The following is a 15,112-nucleotide window of genomic DNA, read 5'->3' on the forward strand; positions in this document are numbered from 1 at the left end:
CCCGGTCCGGCGCGGGGCCCCGGTCCGCTCCCCTCGGGGGCGGGCCGGGGCCCTCGTGCGTCAGGGGCCGGCCGGTGCGGGGCCGGTGGAGTCGCGGACGACCAGTTCGACGGGGATGTCGGGGGCGGTCCAGGGGGTGCCCTCGAGGACGGCGAGGAGGGCGTTCATGCCCTGTTCGCCGACCTGCTCGGCGGGGAGCCGGACGGTGGTGAGCTCGGGTTCCACGGCGGTGGCCAGGCCCAGGTCGTCGATGCCGGTGACGGAGAGGTCCTCGGGGACGCGCAGGCCCAGGCGGCGGGCGGCCTTGCAGGCGCCGGCGGCCAGGACGTCGTCGTCGCAGAGGACGGCGGTGGGCCGGTCCCCGGGGTCCGCGAGGGCCGTCTCCATGGCCGTGCGGGCGGCGTCGACGCTCAGGCCCGCCCGTACGGTGCGCAGCTGGGTGCCGGGCCCCAGGAGGGCGGCGAGGGCGCGGGCGCGGATGTGGAAGGTCCAGGTGTCGACGTCGGCGGCGAGGTGGAGGAAGCGGCGGTGGCCGTGGGCGAGGAGGTGCTCGGCGGCCTGGCGGACGCCGTCGGCCATGGCGAGGTTGACGTGGGCGGCGGCTCGTCCGGAGCCGGGGTCGCTGTCGAGCATCACGAGGGGGAGGTCGTCGCCGCCGATGGCGTCGAGGGCTCCGGCGGCCATGGAGGAGGCGATCACCCCGTCGAGGGCGGCGCGGGCGGAGGCGAAGGGGTCGCGGGCGGGGCCGGTGCCGTCGGGGGAGGGGTAGAGGACGACGCCGAAGCCGTGGGCGGCGGCGACGCGGGCGGCGCCGGTGTAGACGCGGGCGAAGAACTCGTTGGTGAGGGCGGGGACGACGAGGAGGGCGGTGCGGGTGCTGCCGAGGCGGAGGTTGCGGGCGGCGAGGTTGGGCCGGTAGCCGAGGGTGGAGGCGGCCTCGCGGACCAGGGCGGCGGTGCGCTCGGAGACGCGGCCGCGCCACTTGTCGCCGAGGACGAGGGAGACGGTGGCCTGGGAGACCCCGGCGGCGGTGGCGACGTCGCGGCTGGTGGGTCTCGTCACAGGAGGCTCCTGAAGTGCCAGGTGGGGCGGGTGCGGGCGGTCCGCCGGGTGGACCCCGGGTCTGCCGCCATGGTACGTATGACGGGTCGAGTTATACGTATTACCCCGGCGGAGAGTCCGGGCAGAAGGGGGCATTCATGGCCGCGGGTTACGCGGAGCTGCTCAGGACCCGGCACGCCGCGAGGCTGCTGGCGGGCACGCTGCTGGGGCGGCTGCCGAACGGCACCGCCGCCATCGCCATCGTCCTCTTCATCCGCTCCGAGGGGGGCAGCTACAGCCTCGCGGGCGCGCTGGCGGCCGCGTACGGTCTGGCCAACGCCGTGGGGCAGCCGCTGCTCGGCCGGGCGGTGGACCTCTACGGGCAGCCGCGGGTGCAGCTGCCGGCGGCCGTGGTCTCCGCGCTGGGCATGGTGTGGCTGGCCCTCGCCGGTACGGGCTCGATGGCCGCCGCGTACGCCGCGGTGCTGGTCTCCGGTCTGTTCACGCCGCCCCTGGAGGGGGGCCTGCGGGCCCTGTGGCCGTCGGTGCTCGGCGGCCGGGAGGAGCGCGTGCACGCCGCGTACGCCATGGACGCGGTGGCCCAGGAGGTCATGTACACGGTCGGCCCGCTGCTGGTGACGCTGTGCGTCGCGCTGTGGTCCCCGGCGGCGGCGCTGCTGGTGCTCAACGGCGTGGGGCTGGTCGGCGTGCTGATGGTGGTGCTCTCCGAGCCCTCCCGCACCTGGCGCTCGGCGCCGCGCGAGGCCCACTGGCTGGGCGCGCTGCGCTCGCGGGGGCTGCTGGCGCTGCTGGGCGCGTTCTTCTTCGTGGGCATGGCGCTGGGCTCGATCGCGGTCGCGGCCGTGGCGTACGCCGACGGGCACGGCGGCCAGGCGGTGTACGGCTGGCTGATGGCGGCGCTGGGCCTGGGCGCGCTGGTGGGCGGCGTGGTCTACGGCGCCCGGCAGTGGGCGGGGGCCCCGGAGCGGCGGCTGCGGCTGCTGGTGGGCCTGCTGGCCGTGGGCTACCTGCCGCTGATGCTGAGCGTCGGCCCGGTGGCGATGACGGCGCTGGCCGCGCTGTCGGGCGTGTTCCTGGCCCCCTCGCTGGCCTGCGCGTTCATCGTGGTGGACCGGCACGCCCCGGCGGGCACGGTGACCGAGGCCTTCTCCTGGCTGGTGACCTTCTTCGGCGTGGGCGCGGCCCTCGGCACGGCGGCGGCCGGTCCGGCGGTGGAACTGGGCGGGACGACGGCCGGTTTCGCGGTGGCCGGCGGCGCGGGCGTGGCGGCCCTGCTGGTCCTGACGGCCACTCAGTCGGTCCTGTCCCGCGGCGGTCGCAGCCGGGCCGTGGCGGGTTCCGCGGGGGCGTCCTCGGAGCAGTTGATCAAAAACTGATCGGAACGCCCCTCTCGAACCCGGTTTCAGAAGAGGGCAGAAGGCGTAATGTTCAGTCATGGACCGCCGCATTTTCGGGCTGGAGAACGAGTACGGCGTCACGTGCACGTTCAGGGGACAGCGCCGACTGTCTCCTGACGAAGTGGCGCGCTACCTCTTCCGCCGTGTCGTGTCATGGGGCCGCAGCAGCAATGTGTTCCTGCGGAACGGCGCCCGCCTGTACCTCGACGTGGGATCGCATCCGGAATATGCAACACCCGAATGCGACAGCCTGACCGAACTGGTCACCCACGACAAGGCGGGCGAGCGCATTCTCGAAGGCCTGCTCGTCGACGCCGAACGCCGGCTGCACGAGGAGGGAATCGCCGGCGACGTCTACCTCTTCAAGAACAACACCGACTCGGCGGGCAATTCGTACGGTTGCCACGAGAACTACCTCGTGGCCCGGCACGGTGAATTCTCCCGTCTGGCGGACATCCTCATTCCCTTCCTCGTCACGCGCCAGCTGATCTGCGGCGCGGGCAAGGTGCTGCAGACCCCCCGGGGCGCGGTCTACTGCGTCAGCCAGCGGGCCGAGCACATCTGGGAGGGCGTCAGCTCCGCCACCACCCGTTCCCGGCCGATCATCAACACCCGCGACGAGCCGCACGCGGACGCGGAGCGCTACCGCCGCCTGCACGTGATCGTCGGGGACTCCAACATGTCCGAGACGACCATGCTGCTCAAGGTCGGCGCCACCGACCTCGTGCTGCGCATGATCGAGGCGGGCACGGTGATGCGGGACCTGACGCTGGAGAACCCGATCCGGGCCATCCGCGAGGTCAGCCACGACATCACCGGCCAGCGCAAGGTCCGCCTGGCCAGCGGCCGCGAGGCCTCCGCCCTGGAGATCCAGCGCGAGTACTACGAGAAGGCCCTGGACTTCGCCGAGCGGCGGGGGATCCGCACCGGGGTCGTGGACCGGGTGCTGGAGCTGTGGGGCCGCACCCTGGACGCCATCGAGGCCGAGGACCTGGACCGGATCGGCCGCGAGATCGACTGGGTCATGAAGTACCAGCTGATCGAGCGCTACCGGGCCAAGCACAACATGACCATGTCCAACCCGCGGGTCGCCCAGATAGACCTCGCGTACCACGACATCCACCGCAGGCGGGGCCTGTACTACCTGCTGGAGCGCAAGGGGCAGGCCGAGCGGGTCTGCAACGACCTGAAGATCTTCGAGGGCAAGTCGGTGCCCCCGCAGACCACCAGGGCGAGGCTGCGCGGGGACTTCATCCGCCGGGCCCAGGAGCAGCGGCGGGACTTCACCGTCGACTGGGTCCACCTCAAGCTCAACGACCAGGCGCAGCGCACCGTGCTGTGCAAGGACCCGTTCCGGTCGGTGGACGACCGGGTGGAGAAGCTGATCGCCGGCATGTGACCGGTGCGGCCGGGGGCCCCGTACGCGTCCGCGTGCGGGGTCCTCGCATGCCAGAGCCTTGTGGCGCAGGGGCCAGCCCGTAGAGTGGGCCGCTACGACGGACCATTCCAGCGACCCTGAGGACCACTGTGCGACGCCGACTTGCTGCCGCGCTCATCGTGCCGGCTCTGATGCTCACCGCGGCCTGCGGAGGGGGCGACGACTCCGGGAAGAAGGACTCCTCTCCGTCGGCCTCCGCCTCCAAGCCCGCCGAAGTGCCGAAGCCGGTCGCGTCCGCGGACCCGATGCCGACCGTGGCCGGTGAGGCGGGCAAGAAGGCCGAGATCACCGTCCCCAAGGGCGAGCCGAGCGGCAAGTTCGTGGTGAACGTCCTCAAGGAGGGCACCGGGCCGGAGATCAAGAAGGACGATCTCGTGGTCACCAAGTACACGGGCAAGGTCTGGAAGAGCGGCAAGGAGCTCCAGGGCTCCTACGACAAGGACGGCCAGCCGGTCGTCGTCCCGGCCGGCTCGCAGACGATCCTGCCGCTGTTCAGCGACTCGGTGCTCGGCAAGAAGGTCGGCAGCCGTCTGCTGGTCGTGGCCCCGCCGGCCGCCGCCTTCGGCGAGCAGGGCCAGCCGCAGCTGGGCGTGGGCCCGAAGGACAACCTGGTCTTCGTGATGGACCTCGACCAGGTCATGCCGAAGAAGGCCGAGGGCACCCAGGCCCCGATCCCGTCGGACCTGCCGCAGGTCAAGGCCGACGAGGACAAGGAGGCCACGATCACGGTCCCGAAGAACGACCCGCCGAAGGAGCTGGTCGACAAGGTCCTGATCGAGGGCAAGGGCCCGGAGGTCCAGAAGGGCCAGACCGTCTACATGCAGTACAGCGGTGCGGCCTGGGCCCCGAACCAGGGCAAGGACGCCGCCAAGCTCTTCGACACCTCCTGGAAGACCGGCGCCCCGTTCTCGACGAAGATCGGCGAGGGCCAGGTCATCGAGGGCTGGGACAAGGGCCTCGTGGGCAAGAAGGTCGGCAGCCGCGTGCTGCTGGTGATCCCGCCGGAGCAGGCGTACAAGGACCAGGCCAAGGGTGAGGACCTGCCGGCCAACTCCACCCTCGTCTTCGTCGTGGACATCGTCGGAGCAGTGTAAGACTGGTGAGGTTGCCCCTTTCCGCCTCCGCGGGCGAGGGGCCCCCTTTCGGTACGTATGAGGAGCAGTTCCGTGAGCGACAAGCTCGAGAAGCCCGAGATCGACTTCCCCGATTTCCCGGTCCCGGCCGACCTGGTCATCGAGGACATCTGGGAGGGTGACGGCGCCGAGGCCAAGGCCGGCTCCATGGTCTCCGTCCACTACGTGGGCGTGGCCTACTCCACCGGCGAGGAGTTCGACGCCTCCTGGAACCGCGGCTCCGCGCTGCAGTTCAAGCTGGGTGTCGGCCAGGTCATCGCCGGCTGGGACAAGGGCGTCCAGGGCATGAAGGTCGGCGGCCGCCGCAAGCTGGTCATCCCGGCGCACCTCGCCTACGGCGACCGCGGCGCCGGCGGCGCCATCAAGCCGGGCGAGACGCTGATCTTCGTCTGCGACCTGATGGCCGCCTGATCCACGGGCAGTCACCGCGAGGGCCCCCGCCGTGAGGCGGGGGCCCTCGCTTTTGTCCGGGACCGCCTTGGCGGTACGGTCAACGGTCACGAGTGTGTGTGTCGAGGAGCGGGGGAAGGGCGTCGATGGCGATCGCCAAGGCCGAGCGGCTGATGAATCTGGCGCTGTGTCTGCTGGGGACCCGACGTCCCCTCAGCAAGCGCGAGCTGCGCGGGTCGATCGAGGCCTACCTCGAAGCCGGGAACGACGACTCCTTCAACCGCATGTTCGAGCGGGACAAGGACGACCTGCGCGAACTGGGCCTGGTCATCGAGACGGTGGAGAACCTGGAGGGCGAGACCGGCTACCTGGCCCGCCGCGACAGCAACCGGCTGCCGCCCGTCTCCCTGGACGCGGAGGAGGCCGCCGCCCTCGGGCTGGCCGCCAAGGTCTGGCAGCAGGCCCGCCTCGCGGGCGCGGCCAGCGGCGCCCTGCAGAAGCTGCGCGCCGGCGGGATGCCGGAGGCCGGCGACCCGTACGAGGGCCAGCACAGCGCGATCGAGCCGCGCATCCCGGTCCACGAGGCGGCCTTCGAGCCCCTGATGCTGGCCTGCCGGGACCGCCGTCCGGTGGTCTTCGACTACCGCAAGTCCAACGCCGCCCGGCCCGAGCCCCGCCAGGTCGAGCCGTGGGCCCTGGAGTGCTGGCGCGGCCACTGGTACCTGGCCGGCCACGACCGCGACCGCGGGGCGGAGCGCGTGTTCCGGCTCTCCCGGATCACCGGCAAGGTCCGCTCGCGCGCCGGGAAGTACACCGCCGAGGTGCCGGACGTGGTGACCGTGCGGGAGACCGTGGCCGCCTGGGCCGGCGAGGGCGCCCAGCGCTCGGCGCTGATCCGGCTGCGCGCCGGCTCCGGCTACCCGCTGCGGGCCAAGGCCACCGCGGTGCGCGAGGGCGCCGACGGCTGGGACGAGCTGGAGATCCCCTACGGGCACGGGCTCGACGCCTGGCTCGTGGAGTTCGGCCCCGACGTCGTGGTGGTCGAGCCCGCGGACCTGCGGTCCGACGTGGTCGACCGGCTGCGCGCCGTCGCCCAGGGCTGACGGCAACTTCACTAGCAACGCCCTGAGGGGGAGACGTACCAGCATGGCCGCGAACGCCATCGACCAGACCCGCCGGATGCTGTCCCTGGTGACCTACCTGCGCGAGCGCCCCGGAGCGCACGTCGCGGACGTCGCCCGCGCCTTCGGGATCACCGAGGACGAGCTGATCTCGGACCTCGACGTGCTGCCCATGTGCGGCACCAGCTTCCGCGGCGGGGACCTGCTCGACATCGACACCGACGGCGACCGCATCTGGTGGCACAACGCCGACGCCTCGGGGGAGTCCACCGCCGAGCCGCTGCGCCTGGCCGCGGACGAGGCCACCTCCCTGCTGGTCGCCGCCCGCGCGGTCGCGACCCTGCCGGGGCTGCGCGAGAGCGACCGGGACGCGCTGCTGCGGGCCACCGCCAAGCTGGAGGCGGCCGCCGGCGAGGCGGCCGGGGCCAGCTCCCGGCTGTCGGTGACCTTCGAGTCCGAGGGCGGGGTCTTCGCCGACGTCGACCGGGCCATCTCCGAGCGGCGCCGGCTGTGGCTGCGCTACTACTCGCCCGCCCGCGACGAGCTCACCGAGCGCACCGTCGACCCGATCCGGCTCTTCGCGGTGGGGCACACCTACCTGGAGGGGTGGTGCCACCTCTCCGAGGCCCGGCGCACCTTCCGCCTCGACCGGGTCGCGGAGATCCGCCTCCTCGACGAGCGCGCCGAACCGCCGGCCATCGAGCCCCGCGACCTCTCCGAGGGCCTGGTCCAGCCGGCCGCGGAGGATCCGGAGGTGGTCGTCGAGGTGGGCCCGGGCGGGCGCTGGGTCGCCGAGTACTACCCGCACGACAGCGCCGAGGAGCTGCCCGGCGGGGGCCTGCGGATCGCCCTGCGCAGCCCCGACCCGGCCTCCCTGCGCCGGCTCGCGCTGCGCCTGGGCCGCGACGGCCGGATCGTCTCGCCGCCGGAGCTGGCGCACAGCGCCCGCAAGGCCGCCACAGAAGCACTCGCGGGGTACGGGGAACAGGTCTAGAGGGAGAACGGAGAGATGTCGCCATCTTCCGGTGCGGAACCGGTCACCTTCAAGGCCGCCTGCCCCGAGTGCCGGGCGCGCTTCGAGCTCGCCGCGGACGCCCTGCGGCTGGCGATCGGCGGGAGCCGGCGGACGACGTTCTACTCCTTCACCTGCCCCGAGTGCGCCGCCCAGGTCCGCAAACCCGCCGGGGAGCGCATCGTGGAGCTGCTGACCGGCGGGGGAGTGAGCACCCTGCGCAGCCTCTGAGACGGGCGCGCCGGGCGGCGCGCTAGGCTCGTCCCATGCTGTGGCCGATGCTCGCGATTGCCCTGGGGTTCCTCGGGATCGCCGTCCTGTCCGTGCTGGCCCTGCGGGTCTTCCTGGAGGTCCGGCGGCTGTCGCGGCAGGTCGCCGTGGCCAGCCGCCGGATCACCGAGGCCTCCGGGGACCTGGAGCGCGCCGCGACCGACCTGGCCGGTGCCGCCCGGCGCGAGGGCGCGCTGCGGACCTAGCGGGCCGGGGCAGGTCGGCGCGTCCTCCTTATGGAAACCGCGCGGCCCGACCCGTACCGTCGGAGCCGCGGGCGGCCCCGGACACCCCCCGGGGGATTGCCGGGCGTTAACCCCCGGGGGTTACGATCCATGTCAGAGAGGTGCCGGAGGTCGTCTGTCCGGTATCGCGAGGCCACCACCAACCAGCCGTTTCGGTGAGTAAGGAAGACACACATGATCGGCAATCTGAAGCCCCTCGAGATCCTTCTGATCATCGCTGTCATCGTGCTGCTGTTCGGTGCCAAGAAGCTCCCCGAGATGGCCCGCTCGCTCGGCAAGTCGGCCCGGATCCTCAAGAGCGAGGCCAAGGCCATGAAGAAGGACGGCGAGGCCGACGACGCGCCCGCCGCCGCCCCGGCCGCCGACACCCAGCAGCCCGTCGCCCCGCGCACCATCCAGGCCGCGCCCGGTGACGTCACCAGCTCCCGTCCGGTCGGCGAGCCGGGCCGTACCACCCAGGGCTGACGCCCGGGGGTCACCCCCAGCACGCCGGTCATTTGCAACGAGACAAGGGACGTGGGTTGCTCAAGTCTGCCCGCAAGCAGGAGAAACGAGATCGGCTTCCGAAGGACGCCGAAGGGCGCATGCCACTCGTCGAGCACCTGCGTGAGCTGCGAAACCGCCTGCTGAAGTCGGTCTTGGCGATCGCCGTGATCACGGCCGTCTGCGCCTACTTCTTCCGGCCGATCATCGACTTCCTGCTGGAGCCGATGCTCTCCTCCGTCGGCTGTGTCAACGGAGCCACCCACCAGCGCAACGGCGCCCCCTGCGCCGAGATGACGGCCAACGGTCTGACCGGGCCCTTCTCCATCGCGTTGAAGGTCGGCCTCTCCGCCGGCATGGTGCTGTCCGCCCCGGTCTGGCTCTACCAGCTGTGGGCGTTCGCCGCCCCCGGCCTGCACAAGAACGAGAAGCGCTACACGCTCAGCTTCGTGGCCGTCGGAGCCCCGCTCTTCCTGGCCGGTGCGATCCTCGCGTACAAGATCCTCCCGCAGACCGCGGAGATCCTCCTCGGCTTCACCCCCGACCACGTCAAGAACCTGCTCCCGGTCGACGACTACCTCGACCTGGTCACGCGCATGGTCGTGGTCTTCGGCCTGGCCTTCGAGCTCCCGCTGATCCTGGTGCTCCTGAACTTCACCGGGATCCTCAGCGCCAAGCGCCTCGGCAGCTGGTGGCGGGGCATGGTCCTGGGCATCACGATCTTCGCGGCCTTCGCCACGCCCACCGGCGACCCGGTCACCATGCTGACCCTCGCCTCCCCGATCGTGGCCCTGTACTTCCTCGCCCTCGGGATCTGCCTCCTCAACGACCGCCGCCGCCGGCGCGCCAACCCGGACGCCGACCTCGACGACGACGAGGCCTCGGACCTGGACCTGTCCCCGTCGTCCATCGGCGCGGCGGACACGGCCCCGACCCCCTCCGTACTGCCCGAGCAGGCCGACGGCGGACGCCGCCAGATCAACGGTTACGACGACGCCACCTGACCGGTAGATTTCCGCGGATGAGCGCAGAGATCACCCTCTTCGTCAATCCCACCGCAGGACGCGGCCGGGGCGCGCACGCCGCGCAGCCGGCCGCTTCCGCGCTCCGGGACGCCGGCTTCTCGGTCCGGACCGTCGTCGGCACCGACGGCGCCGACGCCCTGGCCCGGCTGCGCGCCGCCGTCCGCGAGGGCACCGGAGCGGTGATCGCGGTCGGCGGCGACGGGCTGGTCTCCCTGGCCCTCCAGGCCCTGGCCGGGAGCCTCGTACCGCTCGGCGTGGTCGCGGCCGGCACCGGCAACGACTTCGCGCGCTCCCTCGGGCTGCCCGTGCGGGAGCCGGCCCGCGCGGGCCGGCTGGCCGCGGAGGGCCTCAAAGAGGGCCGGATCCGGGAGATCGACCTCGGCCGGGTCGGCGACACCTGGTACGGGACCGTGCTGTGCTCCGGCTTCGACTCGCGCGTCAACGACCGCGGCAACCGGATGCGGCTGCCGCTGGGCCGCTTCAAGTACGACCTGGCCGTCCTCGCCGAGCTCGCCGCCTTCCGGCCCCTGCCCTACCGGATCACCCTCGACGACGGGCCCGTCATCGAGACCGAGGCCACGCTGGTGGCCGTCGGCAACGGCTCCTCGTACGGCGGCGGGATGCGCATCTGCGCGGACGCCGAGCCCGACGACGGGCTCTTCGACGTCACCGTCGTCGGCGACTGCAGCCGCGCCACCCTGCTGAAGGTGTTCCCGCAGGTCTACAAGGGGACGCACCTGTCGCACCCCGCGGTCACCGTGCACCGGGCCGCGAAGGTCGCCCTGGAGGCCCCGGACCTGACCGCCTACGCGGACGGCGAGCCGCTCGGCCCGCTCCCGCTGGCCGCGGAGTGCGTTCCCGGCGCCCTCCGGCTGATCACATAAATGGTCGAGACTGTTGTCAGAGGCGACGGGTAGGCTCGACAGCAAGATGACCGAAGAACTCTCACCCGCCGAGCGGTACGCCGCTGCCCGGATCCGCGCCGCCGAAGAGGCCTCCGCCCTGGCCCCCTTCCGCGAGATGTACGCATTCGACCTGGACCCCTACCAGGTGGAGGCCTGCAAGGCCCTGGAGGCCGGCAAGGGCGTGCTGGTGGCCGCCCCGACCGGCTCGGGCAAGACCATCGTGGGCGAGTTCGCCGTGCACCTCGCCCTCCAGCAGGGCCGCAAGTGCTTCTACACGACGCCCATCAAAGCCCTGTCGAACCAGAAGTTCGCCGACCTCGTCAAGCGCTACGGCGCCGACAAGGTCGGCCTGCTGACCGGCGACAACAGCGTCAACGGCGACGCCCCCGTGGTCGTGATGACCACCGAGGTGCTCCGCAACATGCTGTACGCCGGCTCCCAGGCGCTCGGCGGCCTCGGCTACGTCGTGATGGACGAGGTGCACTACCTCTCCGACCGCTTCCGCGGCGCCGTCTGGGAGGAGGTGATCATCCACCTCCCCGACTCGGTGACCCTCGTCTCGCTCTCCGCCACCGTCTCCAACGCCGAGGAGTTCGGCGACTGGCTCGACACCGTGCGCGGCGACACCGAGGTGATCGTCTCCGAGGAGCGGCCCGTACCGCTGTGGCAGCACGTCATGGCCGGACGGCGGATCTACGACCTCTTCGAGGAGGAGTCCGACCACGGGGGCCGCGGCTCCGCCCGCCGCGAGGTCAACCCCGACCTGCTGCGCATGGCCCGCGAGGAGAACACCCGCAGCTACAGCCCCAAGGACCGGCGGCGCGGCAAGATGGTCCGCGAGGCGGACCGCGAGCGCGAACGCCGCTCCCGCAGCCGGATCTGGACCCCCGGCCGCCCCGAGGTCATCGCCCGCCTGGACAACGACGACCTGCTCCCGGCCATCAACTTCATCTTCAGCCGCGCCGGCTGCGAGGCCGCCGTCCAGCAGTGCCTCTACGCGGGCCTGCGGCTCAACGACGACAGCGCGCGGCTGAGGGTCCGTGAGATCGTCGAGGAGCGCACCGCCTCCATCCCCGCCGAGGACCTCCACGTCCTGGGCTACTACGAGTGGCTCGAAGGCCTGGAGCGCGGCATCGCCGCCCACCACGCGGGCATGCTCCCCACCTTCAAGGAGGTCGTGGAGGAGCTGTTCGTCCGCGGCCTGGTCAAGGCCGTCTTCGCCACGGAGACCCTCGCCCTGGGCATCAACATGCCCGCGCGCACGGTCATCCTGGAGAAGCTCGTCAAGTGGAACGGCGAGCAGCACGCCGACATCACCCCCGGCGAGTACACCCAGCTCACCGGCCGGGCCGGCCGCCGCGGCATCGACGTCGAGGGCCACGCCGTCGTGCTGTGGCAGCGCGGCATGGACCCGGTCCAGCTCGCCGGCCTCGCGGGCACCCGCACCTATCCGCTGCGCTCCAGCTTCAAGCCCTCGTACAACATGGCCGTCAACCTGGTCTCCCAGTTCGGGCGGCACCGCTCCCGCGAGCTCCTGGAGACCTCCTTCGCGCAGTTCCAGGCCGACCGCTCGGTCGTCGGGATCTCCCGCCAGGTCCAGCGCAACGAGGAGGGCCTGGAGGGCTACCGCGAGGGCATGACCTGCCACCTCGGCGACTTCGAGGAGTACGCGCGGCTGCGCCGCGACCTCAAGGACCGCGAGACCGAACTGGCCAAGCAGGGGGCGGCGCAGCGCCGCGCCCAGGCGGCCGGCTCGCTGGAGCGGCTCAAGCCCGGCGACATCATCCACGTCCCCACGGGCAAGTTCGCCGGGCTCGCCCTGGTCCTCGACCCGGGCGTGCCGGCCGGGCGGGTCCACGGGCACCGCGGCTACGAGTACGCCGAGGGCCCCCGCCCGCTGGTGCTCACCGCCGAGCGGCAGGTCAAGCGGCTCGCCGCGATCGACTTCCCGGTGCCGGTCGAGGCCATCGACCGGATGCGGATCCCGAAGACCTTCAACCCGCGCTCACCGCAGTCCCGCCGGGACCTGGCGACCGCCCTGCGCAACAAGGCCGGCAACGTCCGGCCCGAGCGGCACCGGCCCGGCCGGGCCGCGGCCGCCGACGACCGCGAGATCGCCCGGCTGCGCGCCGAGCTGCGGGCGCACCCCTGCCACGGCTGCGACGAGCGCGAGGACCACGCCCGTTGGGCGGAGCGCTACCACCGGCTCAAGCGGGACACCCAGCAGCTGGAGCGCCGCATCGAGGGCCGGACGAACACCATCGCCCGGACCTTCGACCGGATCCACGCCCTGCTCACCGAGCTGGACTACCTGCGCGAGGACGAGGTCACCGTGCACGGCAAGCGGCTGGCCCGGCTCTACGGCGAGCTGGACCTGCTGGCCTCCGAGTGCCTGCGCGAGGGGGTCTGGGAGGGGCTGAACCCGGCCGAACTGGCCGCCTGCGTCTCGGCGCTGGTCTTCGAGGCCCGCCAGTCCGACGACGCGGCCCCGCCGAAGGTGCCGGGCGGCCCGGCGAAGGCGGCGCTCGGCGAGATGGTCCGCATCTGGGGCCGGCTCGACGCCCTGGAGGAGGAGCACCGCATCAACCAGGCGGAGGGCGTGGGCCAGCGCGAGCCGGACCTCGGCTTCGCGTGGGCGGCCTACCAGTGGGCCTCCGACAAGAGCCTGGACGAGGTGCTGCGCGAGGCGGAGATGCCGGCCGGCGACTTCGTGCGCTGGTGCAAGCAGGTCATCGACGTCCTCGGCCAGATCGCGGCGGCGGCGCCGGCCTCCACCGCCCCGCCGTCCTCGGCGGGCGGGAGCACGGTGGCGAAGAACGCGCGGAAGGCCGTCGACGCCCTGCTGCGGGGTGTCGTGGCCTACAGCTCGGTCGGGTAGCGCCTTTCGTCGCTTCCTCCGAAGTGGCGGACGGCCGGATCTCATCTCTTGCCATGATCGCTTCTCCGTGTCCTGTGCGACGATCGGAGCATGAGCGGGGGAACGGATGACGGGCCGAGACGCGTCGGCCGGCCGCGTGCCGACCGGCTGAGGCAGCCGAGCGGCCGGCCGCCGCGCGAGGAACTCCTCCGCGCGGCGGCCGAGCTGTTCACGGTACGGGGGTACGCGGCCACCACCACGCGGGCGGTGGCCGAACGGGCCGGAATGCGCCAGGCCACGATGTACCACTACTTCGGCGGCAAGGAGGAACTCCTCGCCGAACTCCTGGAGTCCACGGTGGCCCCCTCGCTCGCGCTCTCCCGCCGGCTGCTGGCCGAGACCGGCCGGCCCGCCGCGCGCCGGCTGTGGGAGCTGTGCCGCTCGGACGTACTGCTGTTGTGCGGGGGGCCGTTCAACCTGGGCGCCCTCTACCTGCTGCCCGAACTGCACCGGCCGAAGCTGGGGCGGTTCCGGGGGATGCGCGACGAACTGCGCGAGAACTACCGGGCGTTGCTCGACGCCACTCCGGTCGGAGCCGAACTGGCCGGGGACAAGGCCGGGCTGGCCCTGCGGGGCGACCTGGTCTTCGGCCTGGTCGAAGGGGTCATGCTGATCCGCCGCTCCGATCCCGCCCGCCCGGTGGCGGCCTTCGCGGAGGCCGCCGCGGACGCGGCGCTGCGGATCGCGGGCGTGGCCCCGGCCCGCTAGGTCCCCTCCTGCGGCCCGCTAGGCGGTTTCCCCCGGCCCGCTCCCGGGGCCGGCTTCCCAGCCCCGCGGGTCGTCCCAGGCCTGGAGGCTCAGGCCCGTCTCCAGGCGGTGGGCGAGGCCCGTGACCGGGTCGGTGAAGGACAGGCTCCTGGCCAGCAGCTGGAGCGGGCGCCGGTAGTCCGCCGGATCGGCCGGTTCGGCGACCACCGGGTACACCGGGTCGCCCAGGATGGGCAGGCCCAGGCTGTTCATGTGCACCCGCAGCTGGTGGGTGCGGCCGGTGTGCGGGGTCAGCCGGTAGCGGCCCAGGGCGCCCCGCACCTCGACGAGTTCGACCAGGCTCTCGGCGTTGGGCTCGGCGCCGGGGAGCTCGACCGCCGCCATCACCCCGCGGAGCTTCTCGATGTGGCTGCGCACCGTCCGGGGCAGGCCGACGGACGGGTCGTGGGGCGCGAGGGCCTCGTACTCCTTGCGGACCCGCCGCTGCTGGAAGAGGAGCTGGTAGGCGCCGCGGTCCTCGGGGCGGATGCTGAACATCACCAGTCCGGCCGTCATCCGGTCGAGGCGGTGCGCCGGGCTGAGCGCGGGCAGGTCCAGCTCCCGGCGCAGCCGGGCCAGGGCGGTCTGCGTGACGTGGCTGCCGCGCGGGGTGGTCGCCAGGAAGTGCGGCTTGTCCACGACGAGGAGGTGCCGGTCGCGGTGGACGACGCGGATCGGGAAGGGCACGGGCGGCTCGGCCGGCATGTCCCGGTGGAACCAGAGCCAGCCGCCGGGCTCGTACGGGTCCTGCGGCCGCAGCACCCGCCCGCCCTCGCCGAGGACCCGGCCGTCCGCGAGCAGCCGGGCCATGGAGGCGGCGCCGCGCGTGCCCGCGTAGCGCTCGGTCAGGTAGTCGCCCAGCTGCGGCCAGCGCCCCTCGGGGTCGGGGGGCAGGCGCATCCGGACCGGGTCGATGCCGTCCTGCTGGGGGAGGGGCGCGGGCGGGATGTGGGATCTGCGGCTCATC

At 72.7% G+C, this 15,112-nt stretch carries 15 protein-coding genes; 13 read left to right on the forward strand and 2 right to left on the reverse strand.

Features of this window, described 5'->3' with window-relative positions; translation table 11 throughout:
- Positions 1-60 precede the first annotated feature (60 nt).
- Complete coding sequence (locus tag ACIRBY_RS34325; RefSeq protein ID WP_403908147.1) at positions 61-1,062, reverse strand: LacI family DNA-binding transcriptional regulator; 1,002 nt, start codon at positions 1,060-1,062, stop codon at positions 61-63.
- Positions 1,063-1,199: 137 nt separating this feature from the next.
- Here ACIRBY_RS34325 and ACIRBY_RS34330 point away from each other — a divergent pair, with 137 nt between their 5' ends.
- The 13 genes from ACIRBY_RS34330 (at position 1,200) to ACIRBY_RS34390 (ending at position 14,106) form a co-directional block, all read left to right on the forward strand.
- The gene (locus ACIRBY_RS34330) at positions 1,200-2,438 is read left to right on the forward strand and encodes an MFS transporter (RefSeq protein WP_403908149.1); all 1,239 of its coding nucleotides are present in this window, start codon (positions 1,200-1,202) and stop codon (positions 2,436-2,438) included.
- Positions 2,439-2,496: 58 nt separating this feature from the next.
- Positions 2,497-3,858 carry a Pup--protein ligase gene (gene pafA / locus ACIRBY_RS34335; RefSeq protein ID WP_403908151.1) on the forward strand — a complete coding sequence of 454 codons (1,362 nt, stop codon included), beginning with the start codon at positions 2,497-2,499 and terminating at the stop codon, positions 3,856-3,858.
- Positions 3,859-3,986: 128 nt separating this feature from the next.
- A complete protein-coding gene (locus tag ACIRBY_RS34340) occupies positions 3,987-4,991 on the forward strand; it encodes an FKBP-type peptidyl-prolyl cis-trans isomerase (protein ID WP_403908153.1) in 1,005 nt (334 codons plus the stop codon).
- A gap of 57 nt (positions 4,992-5,048) precedes the next feature.
- Positions 5,049-5,441, forward strand: a complete 393-nt coding sequence (locus ACIRBY_RS34345; protein WP_403908155.1) for an FKBP-type peptidyl-prolyl cis-trans isomerase — start codon at positions 5,049-5,051, stop codon at positions 5,439-5,441.
- Between the two features lie 125 nt (positions 5,442-5,566).
- Positions 5,567-6,523, forward strand: coding sequence for a WYL domain-containing protein (locus ACIRBY_RS34350; RefSeq protein ID WP_366454378.1), 957 nt, complete (start codon positions 5,567-5,569; stop codon positions 6,521-6,523).
- 43 nt (positions 6,524-6,566) lie between these two features.
- Positions 6,567-7,535, forward strand: a complete 969-nt coding sequence (locus tag ACIRBY_RS34355; RefSeq protein ID WP_403908157.1) for a helix-turn-helix transcriptional regulator — start codon at positions 6,567-6,569, stop codon at positions 7,533-7,535.
- Positions 7,536-7,550: 15 nt separating this feature from the next.
- Positions 7,551-7,784: a hypothetical protein gene (locus ACIRBY_RS34360; protein WP_403908159.1), complete on the forward strand. Its 234-nt coding sequence runs from the start codon at positions 7,551-7,553 to the stop codon at positions 7,782-7,784.
- A 35-nt stretch (positions 7,785-7,819) separates the two neighbouring features.
- The gene (locus ACIRBY_RS34365) at positions 7,820-8,029 is read left to right on the forward strand and encodes a hypothetical protein (RefSeq protein WP_403908161.1); all 210 of its coding nucleotides are present in this window, start codon (positions 7,820-7,822) and stop codon (positions 8,027-8,029) included.
- Positions 8,030-8,242: 213 nt separating this feature from the next.
- Positions 8,243-8,533, forward strand: a complete 291-nt coding sequence (gene tatA, locus ACIRBY_RS34370) for a Sec-independent protein translocase subunit TatA (RefSeq protein WP_403908163.1) — start codon at positions 8,243-8,245, stop codon at positions 8,531-8,533.
- Positions 8,534-8,589: 56 nt separating this feature from the next.
- Complete coding sequence (gene tatC, locus ACIRBY_RS34375) at positions 8,590-9,555, forward strand: twin-arginine translocase subunit TatC (RefSeq protein WP_403908165.1); 966 nt, start codon at positions 8,590-8,592, stop codon at positions 9,553-9,555.
- 17 nt (positions 9,556-9,572) lie between these two features.
- Positions 9,573-10,460, forward strand: coding sequence for a diacylglycerol kinase (locus ACIRBY_RS34380; protein WP_403908167.1), 888 nt, complete (start codon positions 9,573-9,575; stop codon positions 10,458-10,460).
- 46 nt (positions 10,461-10,506) lie between these two features.
- Complete coding sequence (locus ACIRBY_RS34385) at positions 10,507-13,359, forward strand: DEAD/DEAH box helicase (RefSeq protein ID WP_403908169.1); 2,853 nt, start codon at positions 10,507-10,509, stop codon at positions 13,357-13,359.
- 90 nt (positions 13,360-13,449) lie between these two features.
- Positions 13,450-14,106, forward strand: coding sequence for a helix-turn-helix domain-containing protein (locus tag ACIRBY_RS34390; protein ID WP_403908171.1), 657 nt, complete (start codon positions 13,450-13,452; stop codon positions 14,104-14,106).
- Between the two features lie 18 nt (positions 14,107-14,124).
- Here the strand turns inward: ACIRBY_RS34390 and ACIRBY_RS34395 are convergent, their stop codons facing one another.
- Positions 14,125-15,111 carry a pseudouridine synthase gene (locus ACIRBY_RS34395; protein WP_403908173.1) on the reverse strand — a complete coding sequence of 329 codons (987 nt, stop codon included), beginning with the start codon at positions 15,109-15,111 and terminating at the stop codon, positions 14,125-14,127.
- Between the last annotated feature and the right edge of the window lies 1 nt (position 15,112).

The sequence above is a fragment of the Streptomyces sp. NPDC096136 genome, assembly GCF_044763325.1.
In the GTDB taxonomy this organism is placed as follows: Bacteria; Actinomycetota; Actinomycetes; order Streptomycetales; family Streptomycetaceae; genus Streptomyces.

What these genes read in the sequence shown, in the direction of transcription:
- ACIRBY_RS34345 (WP_403908155.1), top strand. Translation starts at nt 5,049, where the DNA reads ATGAGGAGCAGTTCCGTGAGCGACAAGCTCGAGAAGCCCGAGATCGAC.
- ACIRBY_RS34365 (WP_403908161.1), top strand. Translation starts at nt 7,820, where the DNA reads ATGCTGTGGCCGATGCTCGCGATTGCCCTGGGGTTCCTCGGGATCGCC.
- ACIRBY_RS34360 (WP_403908159.1), top strand. Translation starts at nt 7,551, where the DNA reads ATGTCGCCATCTTCCGGTGCGGAACCGGTCACCTTCAAGGCCGCCTGC.
- tatA (WP_403908163.1), top strand. Translation starts at nt 8,243, where the DNA reads ATGATCGGCAATCTGAAGCCCCTCGAGATCCTTCTGATCATCGCTGTC.
- pafA (WP_403908151.1), top strand. Translation starts at nt 2,497, where the DNA reads ATGGACCGCCGCATTTTCGGGCTGGAGAACGAGTACGGCGTCACGTGC.
- ACIRBY_RS34390 (WP_403908171.1), top strand. Translation starts at nt 13,450, where the DNA reads ATGAGCGGGGGAACGGATGACGGGCCGAGACGCGTCGGCCGGCCGCGT.
- ACIRBY_RS34380 (WP_403908167.1), top strand. Translation starts at nt 9,573, where the DNA reads ATGAGCGCAGAGATCACCCTCTTCGTCAATCCCACCGCAGGACGCGGC.
- ACIRBY_RS34330 (WP_403908149.1), top strand. Translation starts at nt 1,200, where the DNA reads ATGGCCGCGGGTTACGCGGAGCTGCTCAGGACCCGGCACGCCGCGAGG.
- ACIRBY_RS34385 (WP_403908169.1), top strand. Translation starts at nt 10,507, where the DNA reads ATGACCGAAGAACTCTCACCCGCCGAGCGGTACGCCGCTGCCCGGATC.
- ACIRBY_RS34350 (WP_366454378.1), top strand. Translation starts at nt 5,567, where the DNA reads ATGGCGATCGCCAAGGCCGAGCGGCTGATGAATCTGGCGCTGTGTCTG.
- ACIRBY_RS34355 (WP_403908157.1), top strand. Translation starts at nt 6,567, where the DNA reads ATGGCCGCGAACGCCATCGACCAGACCCGCCGGATGCTGTCCCTGGTG.
- ACIRBY_RS34395 (WP_403908173.1), bottom strand. Translation starts at nt 15,111, where the DNA reads ATGAGCCGCAGATCCCACATCCCGCCCGCGCCCCTCCCCCAGCAGGAC.